We start from the raw sequence: 17,929 nt of genomic DNA, 5'->3' as shown, positions 1-17,929 counted from the left end.
TCCCGACCACTCGCAGACGCCGTCCCGACCTCTGACAGACGCCGCCCCGACCACTCACAGGCGCCGTCCCGACCTCTGACGGGCCGGTTCCGCGCTTCCCGCGAGCGGTCAGCGCATCCTGACGATCAGCCGGCGGATCCTGCGCAGGTCACGCAGCCTGTGCTCGTACGTGGCCCCGGTGAACAGCAGGAACGCGCCCGCCACCGCGATCGGCAACCAGCGCGGGCCCTGGCCCATGAGCTCGGCCAGCGCCGGCGCGAACTCGTGCGCCGCCGTCACCACCAGTACCGCCCCGCCGAGGATCAGCGGGGCCTGCAGCCGCGCCCAGGCGCCGGCCAGGGTGGCGGCGAACGCGGCCACGCCCAGCAGCAGCGGCCTGGCCAGGCCGGGGTCGTTCCAGGCGGCGTACACGCTGGGCAGGAACGTCAGCGCCAGCGCCACGCCGTACCCGGTCCAGGAGGAGATCCCGGGGTCGCGCCGCCTGGCCCGCCACGCCATCACCAGCGCGCCCGCCGACAGGAGCACGGTGTACGCCTCCGGGGCGGTGACGCCGTACAGCCCGAGCCGCAGCCACAGCGCCACCTGCAGCAGCGCCAGCCCCGGCCAGACGGCGGACCGCCGGTCGCGGCGCAGCGCGGTGACGAGGGCCAGCACGCCGGCGCCGGCCAGGGCCGCGTCATGCAGCTCCCGATCGTTGCCCGCCATCAGCACCCCCGCCGCCGCCAGCCCCCACCCGGCCACCTCGGCCCCGATCGCCGCCCACGTCCCGGGCGACACCCCGCCCCCGGCGCTCGACCGCGTCCTGCCCGACGCCACACCCTCGGCGCTCGGCCACGTCCTGCCCGACGCCACAGCCCCGGCGCTCGCCGCCGTCGTGTGCGGCGCGGACGCCGACGGCCTGAGTGTCGCGAGACGGGCGGCGGCGAGGAGGGCCAGGGCGGCGACGGCGAGCACCGCGAACGCCGCCTGCTCCACGCGCAGCCCCGCCGCCGCCGACCAGGCCGCGACCAGCCCGCCCGCCGCGACGGTGGCCGTCGCCGCCGCACCCGTCCGCACGGCCTCGCCGCGCGCCACCGCCGCGGCCGCCACCCCCAGCACCACGACCCCGGCGAGGACCAGCAGCGTGTACGCCTCCACGTCCAGCGACCAGGCCACCACGTGCGCGCCGGCGAGCAGCGCCATCACCCCCGCCGCCCCCGCCCGCGCCCCGCCTGCCGCCTGGACGGTCAGCGCCACCAGCACCACCCCGTGGAAGAGCAGCACCCACGGAAAGGCCAGCTCCGCCACCGGAGGCAGGATCCCCAGGCACAACGGCACGGCGACGGTGGCCACGGACCGCGCCGCCACACCCCCGCGCAGCCGCCGGGCAATGATCACCACGGTGGCCACCACGAACACCCCGGCCCCGAGCGCGGTCGCCGCCTCCGCCCGCTCGAACCCGAAGCCCGCGATCAGCGGCCGGCTCGAATCCCACACCTCCGGATGCGGCACCCATCCACCGAAGTACTCCCTCCACGGACGCCCGGCCCGTCCGTACGGGAACCCCAGCACCTCCATCCAGACCGGCACGTGCGGCAGGATCGCCACGCCCGAGGCCACGCCCGCCAGCGCGTACGCCGCCGGCCTGATCCCGCCCGCGAGCCGCCCGGCCGACGCCGCCAGCGCCAGCCCGCCCACGGCCAGCACCAGCGACAGCCGCGCCACGTCCTGCGTCAGCACCATGGCCACCGGCCACAACCCCAGCGCGGCCGCTCCCAGCGGCCCGGCCACGGCCGGGGGCAGCAGCGGCAGCGCGGCGGCCCGCGACAGCAGGACGATCACCAGCAGCAGGACCAGCGCCGCGTCCGGCTCGCCGAGCCCGCCGCTCAGCGCCGCCGCCACGCTCTCCGCACCGACGGCCAGCCCGGTGACCGTGGCGGCCACGCTCGTCACCGGCGAGCCCCTGCCCCGCACGGCGCACAGCAGCCCCGTCACCGCGATCGCGGCCAGCACCGCGAGCGTCGCCGTACGGTCGGCCAGCGACCAGGACACGGCCAGCGTCGCCGTCCACAGGCTCGCGCCGCCCGCCGCCGACCGGTTCACCGCCGACCAGAGCGCCAGCCCGGCCGTGAGCGCGACCAGGAAGGCGAGCGCCGCCCAATACGGCAGGTCGGCCACCACCGGCAGCGTCGTCGCCGCCACGGGGAACGCGATCCCGGCCACCCCCATGGCGGCCTGCCTGCCCCAGCGCGCCCAGGCCGCCATCGCGCCGGCGGTCGCGGCCAGCACCAGCACCGGCATCAGCAGCGGCTGCGCCTGCCAGGAGCCCGCCGGGCTGAGCGCCTCCCGCGCCCCCTCCGCAGCGCCTGCCCAGGCGTGGGTCAGCCAGCCGTACGGGCCGACGAGCGCGGGCACGACGGCCCCGCTCAGCGGCAGCGGCGCGAGCACGGCCAGCACGCACGCCTCGACCGCCGCCACGGTGCGCCAGGCCCCGCGGGGCCTGCGCCAGGCGGAGGCCGCGGCCAGCACCGCGCCGATCGCCAGCAGCAGCGCCGGCGCCTCCCCCGTCCATCCCGCGACGGCCGCGTTCTCCGGGCCGAACGGCACCTGTGCCAGCGCCACCAGCCCGACCGCCACGGCCGCCGCCTCGGCCGGCGTCCGCCCGCCTGGCCGTACCAGCCGGCTCAGCCGGTCGAGGAAGCCGAGGGCGACGGTGGCGCCCGTCCGCCTGGCCCGTACGACGGCGGCGGCCAGCCTGCGCGACGGCCTGGTCACGACGAGCGTGGCGGCCCGCACGCCGAGCATCGCCAGTGCCGCCGCCATCCCACTCCCGGACAGCGTCCAGACCAGCACCGCCGCCGCCAGCGTCGCCCCGGCGCCTCCCACGGCCTGCACGGCCCTCGGCCGGGCGGCCACGGCACAGCCCGCCAGCACGGCCAGCACCCCGGCCGTCACCGCGACCGCGGCCGCCCGATCGGCCAGCGCCCAGACCATGACGAGCCCGGCCGCGTACGCCCCGAGCCACAACGGCGCCGCGTACCCGCGCGCCGACGCGGCGGCCGTCCACAGGAGCGCGCCGGCCAGGGCCACGAGCACGCCGAGGACCACCTCGTACGGCATCCCCGCCGCCACCGGCGCCGTGAGCACGGCCAAGGAGCCCGCGACCAGGCAGAGCGTACGGCGCAGCCCCGGCGTCCACAGCTCCCCCTTGGGGGGCGCCAGCGCCAGCCCCACCGTCACGGCCGCCATCACCGCGGGCGCGGCCCCGGTGCCGTCCCAGCGGACGCCCGGAGCCAGCAGGTCGGACGCCCGGCCGGTGCGCTCTCCCCAGCCCGTCGTGAGCCAGCCGAGCGGGCCGACCGCGACCGTCATCACCACGTGCGCCTTCCAGCAGGCCGCCACCGCCAGCGCGATCCCGCCGCCCGCCCGGACCCCGTCCCGCACCCGCACGGGCAGCCGGAGTGCGGCGACCAGGACCACCAGGCCCCCGCCTGCGACGACCGCGGCCTGCCACGGCGGGCTCACGATCGAGGCGGGCACGGCACAGCAGGCCCCCACCGCGGCGAGCGCGGCACAGGCGGCGATCACCAGGCGCGCGGCCCGCCCACGCGTCATGGCCGCCCACAGGATCGCCACCACCGAGGCGGCGCCGAGCACGAGGGCCGTCGCGGGCATGAGGTGCACGATCGCCAGCGCCGGCCGGGGATCCGAGCCGGGCACGACGGGAAGGGGAACGAAGCCGCCGTTCGCCGTCACCGTCACGAACGCCGCCACCCCCACCCCACCGGCCCACGCCACCGAACCGGCCACGGCGGTGGTCAGGTACTCGGCGGCGACCCTGGCCCGCCGCGCCGCCCGCCACAGGACCAGGTCGAACGCCGCGGTGCCCACCAGCGCCCCGGCGAGCCACGCCGGCCCGGGCGCCTCGCCGCCCCACCCCGGACCGGGCGCCGTCGCGTCCCCTGCCGACCCGGCCGCCAGTGCGGCCAGCGGCAACGGGACCTGGGCCAGGACGATCGCGACCGGTGTGGGCAGGCGCAGCGGGGCCCGCCACGCGTACACGGCCCACACCACGCTCAGCGCGGCGGCCCCCAGCGCGTAGCCCCACAGAGGATCCGGCCCGGAACCCCCGCCGGACCCGCCACCGTCGAACACCTGCATGACGGCGACGCCGTCCAGGGGGATCAGCACGAGCCCGAGCAGCGCCACCGTCTCGGCGGTCGCGACCAGCCGCCGTCGCACCAGCAACCACGGCGCGGCCAGCACCGCCACCGTGAACAGGATCAGAGTGAGCGCCCGCAGCGCCGGCACCTGCCAGCTCACCAGCGTGAACACCACCGCCGCGATCGACAGCAGGGTCCCGCCGAGCAGGAGCAGCAGGTTCTGCACCGCCCGATGCGACAGATCCCGCCGAGGCCCCCGCCCGCGCTCCGCAGCAGGAGCACTCCCAGCCCCCACCCCGCCAGACGGCACCCCGCCAGACGGCACGGCCCCGGACGTCACCGTCTCGGCCGCCGTCACCACCCCGGCTGAGGAGGTGACGACGTCCACCGGCTCCGGCCGTCCGGATGCGCGAGCCGTCGCCACCGCGGCGGGCACCGCGGAGTGCGCGGCCTGCGCCTCGGTGGCCGCTCGCATGCCCGCCAGCGCCTCCTCCCGCCGCCGCAGCAACTCGGTACGCCGGCGCTCGAGCTCGGCGAGCGCGGCGGAGACCTCCAGGTAGCCGGTGGCGGCGGGCCCGTGCAGGAGCAACCGGCACTCGGGGCAGGCCTCCACCGGGCCGGACAGGGCGGCGCGGCAAGCGGGACAGCGGGGCCAGTCCATGCATGAACCTCGCAGAGATCGGCGACCCCACGACCTTGCCGCACATTTCACTATTTGTCTGGCAATCGAAAAAGCCGCAGCCTCGTCGTGACCCACAGGCCGGAGGGGAAGGAGCCGAGGTGAGCCCCCGACGCGTGCCGCTCGGGAAAGAGGGCGTCGGGAGCGCACCCCGGCGGTCTGCCCCCGCCTCTACCCAGAAATGACGATGCTGTCCTCCGGCGAGCGATCCGGCTCCTCCTCCCTGCGCCGCCGCAGCGCCACCGGCAGTCCCAGGGCCGCCCACGCCACCACCGCGCCACCTGCGGCGGCCAGGAGCAGCGTGTACGCGGGCACCCCGCCAGAAGCGCCCTCAGGAGCGGCCGAGACCGCGGGCACGGCGGACACCGGCGCGGGCACAGCGGCGGGCGGGATCGGGACGGTCTGCACGGTCCCGTCACCGGGCTCGAACCCCGGCGGCCGCACCTTGCCCCAGTAATCGTGGCCGCCCTGCCCGATCGCGTCCACGAGCTCGGGCGCCACGGGCTTGATCCGCAGGCCGCCGGGCACGGTGAGCGTCCCCACCTCGTACGGCTGGAACGGCCCCTGGACGCCCTCCACCTTCCACACGCCTTCGGGCACCACCACGGACGCCAGGTAGTGCGCGGCCTCCGGCAGCGCCGTCCCGCTGAACAGCAGGCTCCTGCCGCCCTCCTCGGTGAGGCGCAGCCCGACGGGCTCCATCTTCCCCGCGAACGGGTGGGTGCCGTGCTGCAGCACCCAGAACCCCAGCGCGTACGACGTCCCGCTCTCGAACCGGGACGGCGCGGGATCCAGGTACGTCACCGCCCATCCGCCCGTAGCGGCGGCCGGCGCACCGCCGGCGACCAGCGCGGCGATCAGGGCGGGCACCGCGATCACCGCGGCCAGGACCTTCTTCATGGGACCACCTCCGGTGTAGATACACCGGCGGCCGGGCGGAGGTTCTCCGAAATCCGGCCGGTCCCCGCAAAGGTCTGCGACATTTCCCGAAACGGCGCGCACAATGGCGGGCAAGGGCGAGAATTCGGCGAGGAGCGAGGAGGCTTGCGTCGTGTCCGCCGCCGGACGTGAATATCTGACCGCGATGCTCGATGTGCTCGTTTACGAGAACGTATTGGTCGCGTGGCGGCGGATGCCGCTGGGCGGATACATGATCGTCTCGCACGAGGGCGAGGAGATCAGGCTGACCGCGCAACAGGCGGAGATGTGGGCCCGTGGCGCCTTCGCGGTCTACCTCGCCCTGGTGGATCAGCGACGCATCAATCCCCGGATCCCCGGCGACACCACCCAAAATTAGCCCACATATCACACAAAATGCTTATTTCTGGATATGTGACGCCTTAACCGTGCAATATACGGCTAGTTGCGGCCGGGGTTTCCGGCCCGGCGCCGGCTGGAGGAATTCCGTCGCCGAGGTGGCGGCCGATCCCCCGACCCGCCGCCAGCCCCGTCCCCCTACCCGGGCCGTTCAGAACCCTCGAGCGTTCAGGACGCCTTGTTGTTCATGAACTGCGAGATCTTCCACTCCTCGCCGTCCTTGGTGAGCACGAACAGCTCACGGTAGTTGTCGCTGCCCTGCTTGCTGGTCGAGCGGACGATCGCGTCGGCGTCCCCCGCGGTGCGCGACTCGTCGATCGTGTGCGTGGCCTGCTTCATGCCGTTGCCCTGCATCTGCTTCTGGAACAGGGTGCGGATCGCCTGGCTGCCCTCCGCCGTGGGCTGGCCGTTCACGGCGGCCACCGCGTCGTCGGAGAAGGAGTTGACGACCTGGTCGACGTTCCCGGACTTGATCGCGCTGAAGAAGCCCTGGACGGCCGTCTGCGCCTGGCCGCCGCCCGCGGTGTCCGTCGGGGAGGCCTCGGCCGTGTCCGTGGCGTCGGGGGAGGTGTCGGTCTCCTCCGGCGACATGGAGTCCATGTCGGTGGGCGTGCCAGGGCTGGCCGCGCCCTTCATCGCCTGGGTGTTGTTCCCCGCGGAGCAGCCCGCGACGAGGAGGGCGGGCACGATCGCCGCCAGCAGGAGCGCCCTGCGCTGAGAAATCTTGCTCATGGCCGCTTTGATGCCCCCGCGGGTAGGCGGCGAATGCCCGGTTTAGCCACTCCGCACGAGCCCTTTACCTGGTCCGGGTATTACTCACGGTAACGCTTCACGGGAATGGGCGAGACCGGTCAGAGCCGTGATCGTTGCCCCATCGATACCAGCGCGTACGGCAGCGCCGATAGCGTCCATCCAGTGCCGCGAACCCGGGCGAACCCCGAACCACTCCCCCAGCGCGAGGACGCCGAACGCTGCGAAAGCGTCGACTCCGATCGGCGCTGCGTGTTACCGGCGGCCCATCGCGGAGCGCACGTCTACCCTCCGGCCGAAGTGAGCGCCGTGGAGATCAGAGCGTAGCCTGCGGCCCCGCCGCGGCGCAGCGATTGCCGACAAAAGCGGCCCCGCCGTCGCGCGGCGATTACCGACGAAGCGACCCAGGCCGTCGTGCGAGCCGGCGGCCTGGGCCTCGTCGTGATCGGCGGCGCCCGCTAGACGCCCGCCTCCACCCGCTGTTCGAGGCTGACCTCCACGTGCCCGCCGTCTCCCACCCGCACGGGGTAGACCGGCACGGTCAGCGTCTCGTCGTCCAGGCAACGCCCGCTCACCAGCGAGTACACCTGCTTGTGCAGCGGCGAGGCCACCGTGGGCTCGCCCTTCCTGGTGCCGACGATGCCGCGCGAGAGCACGTACGCCCCGCTGTACGGGTCGAGGTTGGACAACGCGTACAGCTCGCCCTCGTAGGTCAGGAAGACGGCCACCTGCACGCCCTCCACCAGGGCGCAGACGCCGCTCTCCGGCCGCAGCGCGTCGACGGAGCAGATCGTGGTCCAGTTCATCGGGCCATCACCGGCTTGATCTGGCCGCGCTCGCTGGCGAACACGATCGACGGGTCGGGGGTGCCGGGGGCGTTGACGAAGCTGACGAACCGGCTCAGCTTCTCCGGGTCGTCCAGCGTGGCGGCCCACTCGTCGGCGTACGTCGCGATGTGGTTGTCCATCTGCGCGTCGAGGTCGGCGCAGATGCCCAGCGAATCTTCCATGATCACCTCACGGAGGTAGTCGAGCCCGCCCTCCAGCGACTCGAGCCAGGTTGACGTGCGTTGCAGCCTGTCCGCGGTGCGGATGTAGAACATCAGGAACCGGTCGATGGTCCTGATCAGGTCGTCGGTGCTGAGGTCGTTGGCCAGCAGGTCGGCGTGGCGGGGCTTGAAGCCGCCGTTGCCGCCCACGTACAGGTTCCAGCCCTGCTCGGTGGCGATGATGCCGAAGTCCTTCGACCGGGCCTCCGCGCACTCGCGGGCGCAGCCGGAGACGGCCGACTTGAGCTTGTGCGGCGAGCGCAGGCCCCGGTAGCGCAGCTCCAGCGCGATGGCCATGCCCACCGAGTCCTGCACGCCGTAGCGGCACCAGGTCGAGCCCACGCAGGACTTCACGGTGCGCAGCGCCTTGCCGTACGCGTGCCCCGACTCGAACCCGGCGTCCACCAGCCGCCGCCAGATGGCCGGGAGCTGGTCGACCGTCGCGCCGAACAGGTCGATGCGCTGCCCACCGGTGATCTTCGTGTAGAGGCCGAAGTCGCGGGCCACCTCGCCGATCACGATCAGCTTCTCCGGCGTGATCTCACCGCCGGGGATGCGCGGGACGACGGAGTACGTGCCGTTCTTCTGCATGTTGGCCAGGAACTTGTCGTTGGTGTCCTGGAGGGTCGCGCGCTCGCCCTCAAGCACGTGCCCGTTGTGCAGCGAGGCCAGGATCGAGGCCACCGCCGGCTTGCAGATGTCGCAGCCCCTGCCCTGCCCGTGCTGGGTGATGAGCTCGGAGAACGTCGTGACGCCGCGCACCCGGGCGATGTCGAACAGCTCGGCCCGCGAGTACGTGAAGTGCTCGCACAGGGCCTTGCTCACCTCGACGCCCGACTTCTCCAGCAGCTGCTTGAGCATCGGCACGCAGCTCCCGCAGGTCGTGCCGGCCCGCGTGCACGCCTTCAGCCCGGGCACGTCGGTCACGCCCTTGTCGGCGATGGCCGTGCGGATGTCGCCCGCGCACACGTTGTTGCACGAGCACACCTGCGCCTCGTCCGGCAGGTCGAGCTGCGCCCCGGCCCCGCTGAACAGCAGGTCGGACGGCGAGGCGGGCAGCGACTTGCCCACGAACGGCCGCAGCGACGTGTACGGCGAGGCGTCGCCCACGCAGATGCCGCCGAGCAGCGTCCGCGCGTCGTCGCTGATGAACAGCTTCTTGTAGACCCCGGCCACCGGGTCCATGTAGGTGACGTCCAGCGCCCCGTCCATGGCTCCGAACTGCGCCACCTCGACGCCCAGCAGCTTGAGCTTCGTGGACATGTCGGCGCCCTCGAACGCCGAGAGCCCGCCCATGATCCGGTCGGCCGCCACCTCGGCCATCGTGTTGCAGGGCCCGACGAGCCCGTACACCATGCCGCCGGCCAGCGCGCACTCGCCGACCGCGTAGATGAAGGGGTCGGAGGTGAGCATCCCGGAGTCGACCACGATGCCGCCCCGCGGGCCGACCTCCAGCCCGGCCTGCCTGGCCAGCTCGTCGCGCGGCCTGATGCCCGCCGAGAACACCACGACCTGCGCGTCCACCAGGGTTCCGTCCGGCTTGAGCAGCCCGGTCACCTGGCCGGCGGCGTCGGTGACGATCTCCTGCACGCCGGCGCCGGCGTGCACGCTCAGCCCGAGCCCCTCGATGTGCGACTTCAGCACCGAGCCGCCGCCCTCGTCGACCTGGCGCGGCATCAGCCAGGGGCTCATCTCGACGATGTGCGCCTTGAGCCCGAGCGCCCGCAGCGCGTCGGCGGCCTCCAGGCCGAGCAGGCCGCCGCCGACCACGATGCCCTCCACGGCGTCCTTGGCGGCCGTCCTGATCGCGTCGAGGTCCTCGATCGTGCGGTAGACGTAGGCGTGCTCGGCGCCCGGCACGGGCGGCACGAACGGCGCGGAGCCGGTGGCCAGCACGAGCACGTCGTAGGGCTCGGCGCCGCCGTCGGCCAGCGTGACCTGCCTGGCCTCCCGGTCGATGCCGGTGGCGCGGGTGTTCAGCCGGGTGACGATGCCGGTGGGCACCTCGTAGGTGAGGTCCTCGGCGCTGGTGCCGGACAGGTACGAGGTGAGGTGCACCCGGTCGTAGGCCGGGCGCGGCTCCTCCCCGATCACGGTCACGGTGCCGCCGAAGCCCTTGCCCGTCAGGGTCTCGACGAGCCGGTGAGCCGTCGGACCGTACCCCACGACGACGATCCTGTTCATACCGAAACCCCTTCCTGCTCACAAAGCCAGCCGACGATGCCTTCCACGGCGTCGCGGCAGGTACCGCATCCGGTCGTGGCCCTGGTGGCGCTCGCCACCGCGGCCACGTCCCTGGCCCCGGCCTCCCAGCACGCCCTGATCTGGCCCTTGGTCACGTTGTTGCACTGGCAGACCTTGGCCGCGTCGGGCATCAGCGTCGGGCTGTCGGCCACGGGGGCCGAGGCCAGCCCGGGGAACAGCAGCCCGGCCCGGTCGCCGGGCACCGGCCCGCCGCGGTCGAAGAGCTGGGTGAGCGTGCCGACGGCGTCGCTCTCGCCCAGCAGGATCGCGCCGACCAGGCGGCCGTCCCGGATGACGAGCTTGCGGTAGGTGCCGCGCGCCCGGTGGCTGAAGCGCACCACCTCCGCGTGCTCCTCCCCGAGCTGGGTCTCGCCCATGGCGGCCAGCTCGACGCTCTTGGCCTTGAGCCGGGTGACCAGGCGCGAGCCGCGGTAGAGGGCCTTGCCGCCGGTGATGACGTCGGCGGCCACGGAGGCCTGCTCCCAGGCCGGCGCGACCAGGCCGTAGACGGTGCCGTCGTGCTCGGCGCACTCGCCGATGGCGAAGACGGACGGGTCGTCGGTGCGCAGCTCGTCGTCCACGACGACGCCGCGCCGCACCTCCAGGCCCGCTTCGGCGGCCAGGCCGGTGACGGGGCGGACGCCGCAGGCCAGGACGACGAGGTCGCCCTCGACGAGCTCGCCGTCGTCGAGGCGGACGCCGTGCTCCTCGACGCCGGAGGCGGAGACGCCGGTGCGGATGTCGACGCCGAGCCCGTGCAGGGTCTCGCCGAGCACCTCGCCCGCCTCGACGTCGAGCTGGCGCTCCATGAGGTGTCCCGCCAGGTGCAGCAGGGTGACCGGGAGGCCGCGCCCGGCCAGGCCGCGGGCGGCCTCGATGCCGAGCAGGCCGCCGCCGATGACCACGGCCCGCCCGGCGCTCCGGGCTGAGGCGAGGATGCGCTCGCAGTCGTCGAGGGTGCGGAACGGGATGGCCCGCTCGACGCCGGGGATCGGCGGCACGATGGCGTCGCTGCCGGTGGCCAGCACCAGCAGGTCGTACGGCTCGCGCCGGCCGCCCTCGGTGACGACGTGCCGGGTGTCCCTGTCGATGTGCGCGACCGCGTCGCCGAAGGCGGCCTCCACGTGGTGGGAGTCGTACCAGGCGGGGTCGAGCAGCCGGACCTGTTCCGGTCGGGAGCTGCCGGCGAGCACGTTCGACAGCAGCACCCGGTTGTAGGGGTGGCGCGTCTCCGCGCCGAAAACGGTGATCTTCATGTGCGGGTCGCGGGTGCGCACCTCGCTCACGAGCCGCGACCCGGCCATCCCGTTGCCCACGACGACGAGCCTCATGAGTCCCTCTCCACCCTGACAGCGCAGACCTTGAACTCCGGCATCCTCGACGTCGGGTCGAGTGCCGGGTTGGTGAGCCGGTTGGCGCCCTCCCAGTGGAAGGGCATGAACACGGTGTCGCGCCTGATGGCGTCACTGATCCTGGCGACGGCCTTGGCCTCGCCTCTCCTGCTGCTGACACGCACGACGTCCCCGGGGGTGATGTCGAGCTGCTCGGCCAGGTCCGGGTGCAGCTCGACGTACGGCTCGGGGGCGGCCTGGACGAGCGGCGCGATCCTGCGGGTCTGGGCGCCGCTCTGGTAGTGGGCGAGCACCCGGCCGGTGCTCAGGTAGACGGGGTAGTCCTCGTCGGGCTCCTCGGCGGCCGGCCGGTGCTGGACGGGCACGAACCTGGCCCGGCCGTCGGGGTGGGCGAACCGGTCGAGGAACGGGCGCGGCGTACCGGGGTGCCCGGGGGAAGGACAGGGCCAGAAGACGCCCGTCTCCTCGGCGATGCGCTCGTAGGTGATGCCGGAGTAGTCGGCGGCCCCGCCCGCGCTGGCGCGGCGCAGCTCGTCGAAGACCTTGACCGGCTCGGTCTCGAACGTGTGGCCCAGGCGCTGGGCCAGGGCGGCCAGGACGTCGAGGTCGCTCCTGACGCCTTCGGGCGGCGTGGCGGCCCGGCGGCGGAGCAGGACACGGCCTTCGAGGTTCGTCATGGTGCCGCTCTCCTCGGCCCACTGGGTGACGGGGAAGACCACGTCGGCCAGGGCGGCGGTCTCGGACATGACGAAGTCGCAGACCACGAGCAGGTCGAGGGCGCCGATGCGCCCGGCGACGTGCTCGGCGGCGGGGGCGGAGATGACCGGGTTGGAGCCGAACAACATCAGCGCCTTCGGCCCTTCCGGGGTGCCGAGGGCGTCGAGCAGCTCGTACGCCGACCGCCCCGGCCCCGGGATGTCCTCGGCCGGGATGCCCCAGACGCCTGCCACGTGCTCGCGGGCGGCCGGGTCGTCGATCTTGCGGTAGCCGGGGAGCTGGTCGGCCTTCTGGCCGTGCTCCCTGCCGCCCTGGCCGTTGCCCTGGCCGGTCACGCAGCCGTACCCGGAGCCCTGCCTGCCGGGCAGGCCGAGGGCGAGGGCGAGGTTGATGAACGCGGTGACGGTGTCGGTGCCCTTGGCGTGCTGCTCGGCGCCGCGCCCGGTCAGGATGTAGGCCTTGTCCACGGCCGCCAGGGCCCTGACGGCCTGCCGCATGTGGTGGACGGGCACCCCGGTGACGCGCTCGACCTGCTCGGGCCACCAGGCCGACAGCGAGGTGCGAACCTCCTCGAAGCCGGTGGTGCGGGCGGCGACGTACTCCTCGTCGACCAGGCCGTCGGCGATGGCCAGGTGCAGCAGGCCGAGCGCGAGGGCCAGGTCGGTGCCGGGGGTGGGCTGCAGGTGCAGCCAGGCCAGCTTGGCGGTCTGGGTGCGGCGCGGGTCGATGACGATCAGGCGCGGCCCGTCCAGGTGGCGCACGAACGGCGGCATGGTCTCGGCGACGTTGCCGCCGGCGATCATGACGACGTCGGCGTCGTCCAGGTCGGTGATGGGGAAGGGCATGCCGCGGTCCATCCCGAACGCCTTGATGGAGGCGGCGGCGGCCGAGGACATGCAGAAGCGGCCGTTGTAGTCGATCTGGCTGGTGCCGAGGGCGACCCGGGCGAACTTGCCGAGCGTGTACGCCTTCTCGTTGGTCAGCCCACCCCCGCCGAACACGGCCACGGCGTCGGGGCCGTGCTCGGCGCGGATGGCGGACAACCGGTACGCCACGTAGTCGAGTGCGACGTCCCACTCCACGGGCTCGCCGTGCAGAAGGGGGGCGGTCAGGCGCTCGCCGTTGGTGAGCAGCTCGCCCGCCGTCCATCCCTTCTGGCACAGCGCCCCCGAGGCGTTGGCCGGGATGTCGGTCCTGGGGCTGATGGCCAGCTCAGGGCCGATCTGCATGCCGCACTGCAGGGCGCAGTACGGGCAGTGCGTCTTCGTGGCCGTGTTGATCATGGTGTCAGATCCGGGCATGAGCGAGGCTCGCGACGACCTTGACGCCGACCGTCCTGGTGTAGCACCACCAGGTCAGGGCCAGGCAGGACACGTAGAAGAGGCCGAAGGCCAGGAAGGCGGGGGCCGGGGTGCCGGCCGCGGCGAAGGCCATGCCGAACGCCCTGTTGATGAGGAACCCGCCGAGCGCGCCGACCGCCGAGATGATGCCGATGGCGGCGGAGGCCTGGCGCTTGCCGTGCAGCAGCGTCTCCTCGGTCTCGTCGCCGCGCTCGGCGATGGCCTTGGCCTGGAAGATGGCCGGGATCATGCGGTACGTGGAGCCGTTGCCGATGCCGGAGGTGAGGAAGAGGAGCTGGAAGGACAGGAAGAACAGCCAGAAGTTGCCGGAGGTGCTGGCCCACCAGACGAGCAGGACGCCGCCGCCCATGGCGGCGAAGTTCCACAGCGTGACGGGGGCGCCGCCGAGCCTGTCGGCCAGCCAGCCGCCGATGGGCCTGATCAGGGAGCCGATGAGCGGCCCGGCGAAGGCGACGGCGGCGTACGGGGCGTCGGGGAAGAGGCTCTGGCTCAGCAGGGGGAAGGCGGTGGAGTAGCCGATGAACGAGCCGAACGTCCCGATGTAGAGGAAGGACATGATCCAGGTCTGGGCCTTGCCGGCCACCGCGAGCTGCTGGCGGGGGTTGGCCTTGGCGCTGGTCAGGTTGTCCATGAAGAAGAAGGCGCAGGCGGCGGCCACGACGATGAACGGGATCCAGAACCACCCGGCGGCGGCCAGCCCGAGCGAGCCGATGACCAGCGGCATGACGAGCTGGACGGAGCTGACGCCGATGTTGCCGCCCGCGGCGTTCAGGCCGAGCGCGACGCCCTGCTTGCTGCGCGGGTAGAAGTAGGTGATGTTGGCCATGCTGGAGGCGAAGTTGCCGCCGCCGAAGCCGGCCAGCGCCGCGATGACCAGGAAGAGCCAGTAGGGCGTGCCCGGGTTGTTCACCGCCACGCCGAGCATGATGGCGGGGATGAGCAGCAGGATCGCGCTGACCACGGTGAAGTTGCGGCCACCGAACTTGGCGGGCCCGAACGTGTAGGGCACCCGCAGTACCGAGCCGATCAGGTTCGGCAGGGCGACCAGCCAGAAGAGCTCGTCGGTGGTGAACTCGTACGACCCCATCTTGGTCGCCACGATGCTCCACAGCGTCCACACCGTGAAGCCGAGGTGCTCGGCCACGATCGAGAAGATCAGGTTGCGTCGTGCGACCCGCTTGCCTGAACTCTCCCAGAATGCTGGGTCATCGGGATGCCACTCGGCGATCCAGCGCGCCATCGAACTCTCCTACGCTCGGCGTCCGGGGATCTCCAAGGTAGGAAGGGCTCGTTACGCACTCTGACCCTGCGTGGCTGTGCGCCGGTTACGTGTGATTCACCTCGGTAACAAGCCGCGCACAAGCGTCACCGCGGAAACATGCCCGTAATGATCGGTTACCTGCTCTGTGCTGGGGTAACTGCACTTGAGCAAGGGGGGAAACATGATCAAAAAGCTGCATGACATGGGCATCAAGTCCGGTCACATGTATACCGCTGGGCTCTGCTCGATCGGCCTGGCCTTCGGAAGCTGGCTGCTGTCCACCAAGGCCGAGTCGGCAGGGCTCGACCGGGCCGACCGCTGGGGCATCTTCATCGGGGAGTGGGCGCCCACGTTCTTCGCGATGGGTCTGGCTCTTCGCATGGAGGAGACCCACCGCGATCTGGAAGAGCCGTCGGTGGGGATGTTCGAGCAGGAGAGCACGCGGTCCCGCTCGCACGCCGGCGTTTAAACGCAGATGTCACGCAGGTCACGTCACGGTGCGTGACCTGCGTGACGCGTGCGCGGCTCAGTCGCGCCGCTCGGCCAGGCGGGCGAGCGGCTCGTCGGTGAGCCGGTAGCGGTACCAGTCGTCCTGGTTGACCGCGCCGAGCTTCTCGTAGAAGTCGATGCTGGGCCGGTTCCAGTCGAGCACCGCCCATTCGAGCCGCTGGTAGCCGCGCTCGGCGCAGATCTCCGCCAGCTTGCGCATCAGGCCCACGCCGTGGCCGCCGCCGCGGTGCTGGGGGCGCACGTACAGGTCCTCCATGTAGATGCCATGCGTTCCGCGCCAGGTGGAGTAGGTGAGGAACCAGAGCGTGAAGCCCACCACCTCGCCGTCCTGCTCGGCGATGTGCGCGAAGGCGGCGGGGTGGTCGTGGAAGAGGGTGTCGTGGAGCTGCTCCTCGGTCACGCGCACCTCGTGGGCGGCCTTCTCGTACGTGGCGAGCTCGCGGATCATGCTGACGATCTCGGGCACGTCAGCGGGTGTGGCAGGACGAATCATGGCATTGAGGCTACGCGCCGCCGGAAGCAGCCCCGCACCCGTACCGGCTTTGCCTAGAACGGTATTCGGACCGGTGCGGGGACGCTCAGTGCGGTCGTGAGCGTTGCACCAGGGCCGGCTGTGCGCCCGCCGTCATGCCCGGATGTCGAGATGGCCCTCGTACGCGGCGAGCGTGCCCTGTTCGAGCACGGTGACCTGCAGCGCGCCCGGCGCTGGTTCGACACGGCCTACCAGCAGGCGCAGGAGTGCGGCGACCCGGCGGGCCTGGCGCAGGCGGCGCTGGGCATGGGCGGGATCTGGGTGCACGAGCACCGCACGGCGGTCGAGTCGGAGCAGATCCGGGTCCGCCAGCGGCACGCGCTGTCGCAGGTGAGCCCCGGCTCCCCGCTCGCGCTGCGGCTGCGGCTGCGCCTCCAGGGCGAGGAGGACTACCGCGGCGGCACGCACGAGGGCATCCTGCGGCTGCTGGCCCAGGCCAGGAGCTCGGGCGACGCGCTGGCGCTGGCGGAGGCGCTGAGCCTGGCGCACCACTGCGTGCTGGGCCCGGAGCACGGGGCGCTGCGGCTGGCGCTGGCCGGCGAGCTGATCGGCCAGGCGGCGGTGACCGGCCGCAGGAGCGACCTGATCATGGGCCTGATGTGGCGCACGGCGGACCTCTACCTGGCCGGCGACCCGCACGCGGAGCGCTGCGTGCAGGAGCTGCGCGCCGTGCTGGCCGGCCACCCGTTCCTGGCGGTCGAGTACGTGACGAGCGCGATCGAGGTCATGCTCACCATCCGCGCCGGCCGGTTCGAGGAGGCCGAGAAGCTGGCCGCCGGCTGCTTCGAGCAGGGCGTGACCGCCGGCGACATCGACGCGACCGGCTGGTACGGCGGCCAGCTCGGCGCCATCCGCTGGTACCAGGGCCGCGCCGCCGAGCTGCGGCCCGCCCTGGCGGCCCTGGTCAACTCCCCCACGCTCAGCCCCATCGACAACTCCTACGTGGCGGCCCTGGCGCTGGCCGCGGCCGTCGCGGGAGACCGGCGGCCCGCGGCCGGGCACCTGGCCCGGTTACGCGGCCGCGACCTGGCGGAGCTGCCCAGCTCCAGCTCCTGGATGATCGCGATGTACTGCGTGGTGGAGGCCGCTCACCTGCTGCAGGACGCCGACCTCGCCGCGAGCGCGTACGCGTTGCTGCGCCCGTACGCGCACCTGCCGGTGGTCGCCAGCCTGGGCGTGGCCTGCTTCGGCTCCGTGCAGCACTCGCTGGGCATGGCCGCCCTCACCACCGGCGACCTGGACCTGGCCATCGGGCACCTGCGCGCGGCCGTGCACGACAACCTGGCGCTGGGCCACTGGCCGGCCGCCACGCTGTCGCGCTGCCGGCTCGGCCAGGCGCTGGCGCTGCGCGACGGCCCCGCGGACCCGGCGGCCCGCGCGGAGCTGGCCACCGCCGCCCACGAGGCCGCCGACCTGGGCATGGTGCTGCCCGCGGTGGTCGGCCGCCCGCCGGAGGCGGACGGCGCCTGCCGGCTCCGCCGCGACGGGCGGCACTGGCGCGTCGAGCTGAACGGGCGGGTGGCGCTGGTCGACCACAGCGTCGGCCTGGCGCACCTGGCCACGCTGGCCGCCAACCCCGGGCACGAGATCCCGGCCGCGGACCTGGCGGCGGGCACGCCCGGGCGGGAGGGCCCGCGCGAGCCGGCCCAGCCGCTGCTCGACGACGTGGCCAGGGACTCCTACCGGCGGCGGCTGACCCGGTTGCAGGCCGAGATCGACGAGCACGAGTCGATGCACGACCTGGAACGCGCGGCGGCGCTGCGGATGGAGCGCGAGTGGCTGATCGCGGAGCTGGCCGCGGCGGCCGGCATGGGCGGCCGGGCGCGGCCGTTCACGGGCGGCGAGGAGCGGGCGCGGATCGCGGTCGGCAAGGCGATCAGGCGGGCGCTGGCCCGGATCTCGGCCGTGGACCCGGTGATCGGCGAGGAGCTGCGCGCCACGGTGCAGACGGGGGTGCGCTGCTCGTACCGGCCCAGATGAGGCTGGCACGGCGTGGAACGGGATGTCACGCCTCTC

12 protein-coding genes are annotated in these 17,929 nt (G+C 73.3%); 3 read left to right on the top strand and 9 right to left on the bottom strand.

Features of this window, described 5'->3' with window-relative positions; translation table 11 throughout:
* Positions 1-108: 108 nt before the first annotated feature.
* Together HD597_RS05470 and HD597_RS05465 are read right to left on the bottom strand one after the other, a co-directional pair.
* On the bottom strand, positions 109-4,803 hold the full coding sequence (locus tag HD597_RS05470; RefSeq protein ID WP_253740603.1) for an SCO7613 C-terminal domain-containing membrane protein: 4,695 nt from the start codon (positions 4,801-4,803) through the stop codon (positions 109-111).
* Between the two features lie 189 nt (positions 4,804-4,992).
* Positions 4,993-5,721, bottom strand: coding sequence for a hypothetical protein (locus HD597_RS05465; RefSeq protein WP_253740602.1), 729 nt, complete (start codon positions 5,719-5,721; stop codon positions 4,993-4,995).
* A 103-nt stretch (positions 5,722-5,824) separates the two neighbouring features.
* Between HD597_RS05465 and HD597_RS05460 the strand changes: the two genes are divergently transcribed.
* Entirely contained in the window at positions 5,825-6,118 is a 294-nt protein-coding gene (locus HD597_RS05460) for a VOC family protein (protein ID WP_253740601.1), read from the top strand.
* Positions 6,119-6,306: 188 nt separating this feature from the next.
* Here HD597_RS05460 and HD597_RS05455 read toward each other — a convergent pair whose 3' ends face one another.
* The 6 genes from HD597_RS05455 to HD597_RS05430 form a co-directional block, all read right to left on the bottom strand.
* Positions 6,307-6,870, bottom strand: a complete 564-nt coding sequence (locus HD597_RS05455) for a YybH family protein (protein ID WP_253740600.1) — start codon at positions 6,868-6,870, stop codon at positions 6,307-6,309.
* Positions 6,871-7,346: 476 nt separating this feature from the next.
* Complete coding sequence (nirD, locus tag HD597_RS05450; RefSeq protein WP_253740599.1) at positions 7,347-7,694, bottom strand: nitrite reductase small subunit NirD; 348 nt, start codon at positions 7,692-7,694, stop codon at positions 7,347-7,349.
* Entirely contained in the window at positions 7,691-10,120 is a 2,430-nt protein-coding gene (gene nirB / locus HD597_RS05445; protein WP_253740598.1) for a nitrite reductase large subunit NirB, read from the bottom strand. The genes nirD and nirB overlap by 4 nt, the downstream gene beginning before the upstream one ends.
* Complete coding sequence (locus tag HD597_RS05440) at positions 10,117-11,511, bottom strand: FAD-dependent oxidoreductase (protein WP_253740597.1); 1,395 nt, start codon at positions 11,509-11,511, stop codon at positions 10,117-10,119. The genes nirB and HD597_RS05440 overlap by 4 nt, the downstream gene beginning before the upstream one ends.
* Positions 11,508-13,550: a molybdopterin oxidoreductase family protein gene (locus HD597_RS05435; protein ID WP_253740596.1), complete on the bottom strand. Its 2,043-nt coding sequence runs from the start codon at positions 13,548-13,550 to the stop codon at positions 11,508-11,510. The genes HD597_RS05440 and HD597_RS05435 overlap by 4 nt, the downstream gene beginning before the upstream one ends.
* Positions 13,537-14,850, bottom strand: coding sequence for an MFS transporter (locus tag HD597_RS05430; protein ID WP_253740595.1), 1,314 nt, complete (start codon positions 14,848-14,850; stop codon positions 13,537-13,539). The genes HD597_RS05435 and HD597_RS05430 overlap by 14 nt, the downstream gene beginning before the upstream one ends.
* Positions 14,851-15,052: 202 nt before the next feature.
* Between HD597_RS05430 and HD597_RS05425 the strand changes: the two genes are divergently transcribed.
* Positions 15,053-15,340, top strand: a complete 288-nt coding sequence (locus HD597_RS05425; RefSeq protein ID WP_253740594.1) for a hypothetical protein — start codon at positions 15,053-15,055, stop codon at positions 15,338-15,340.
* A gap of 57 nt (positions 15,341-15,397) precedes the next feature.
* On the opposite strand, the gene HD597_RS05420 is transcribed toward HD597_RS05425, so the two are convergent.
* Positions 15,398-15,874 (bottom strand): GNAT family N-acetyltransferase, encoded by a 477-nt coding sequence (locus HD597_RS05420; RefSeq protein ID WP_253740593.1) that lies wholly within the window; start codon positions 15,872-15,874, stop codon positions 15,398-15,400.
* A 150-nt stretch (positions 15,875-16,024) separates the two neighbouring features.
* On the opposite strand from HD597_RS05420, the gene HD597_RS05415 reads away from it, so the two are divergent.
* On the top strand, positions 16,025-17,893 hold the full coding sequence (locus tag HD597_RS05415; RefSeq protein WP_253740592.1) for a hypothetical protein: 1,869 nt from the start codon (positions 16,025-16,027) through the stop codon (positions 17,891-17,893).
* Positions 17,894-17,929: the final 36 nt, after the last annotated feature.

The organism is Nonomuraea thailandensis (assembly GCF_024172165.1).
GTDB classification, from domain to species: Bacteria; Actinomycetota; Actinomycetes; order Streptosporangiales; family Streptosporangiaceae; genus Nonomuraea; species Nonomuraea thailandensis.
The sequence above is the reverse complement of the archived record's forward strand: the minus strand, read 5'-3'. Positions and strand labels throughout refer to the sequence as shown.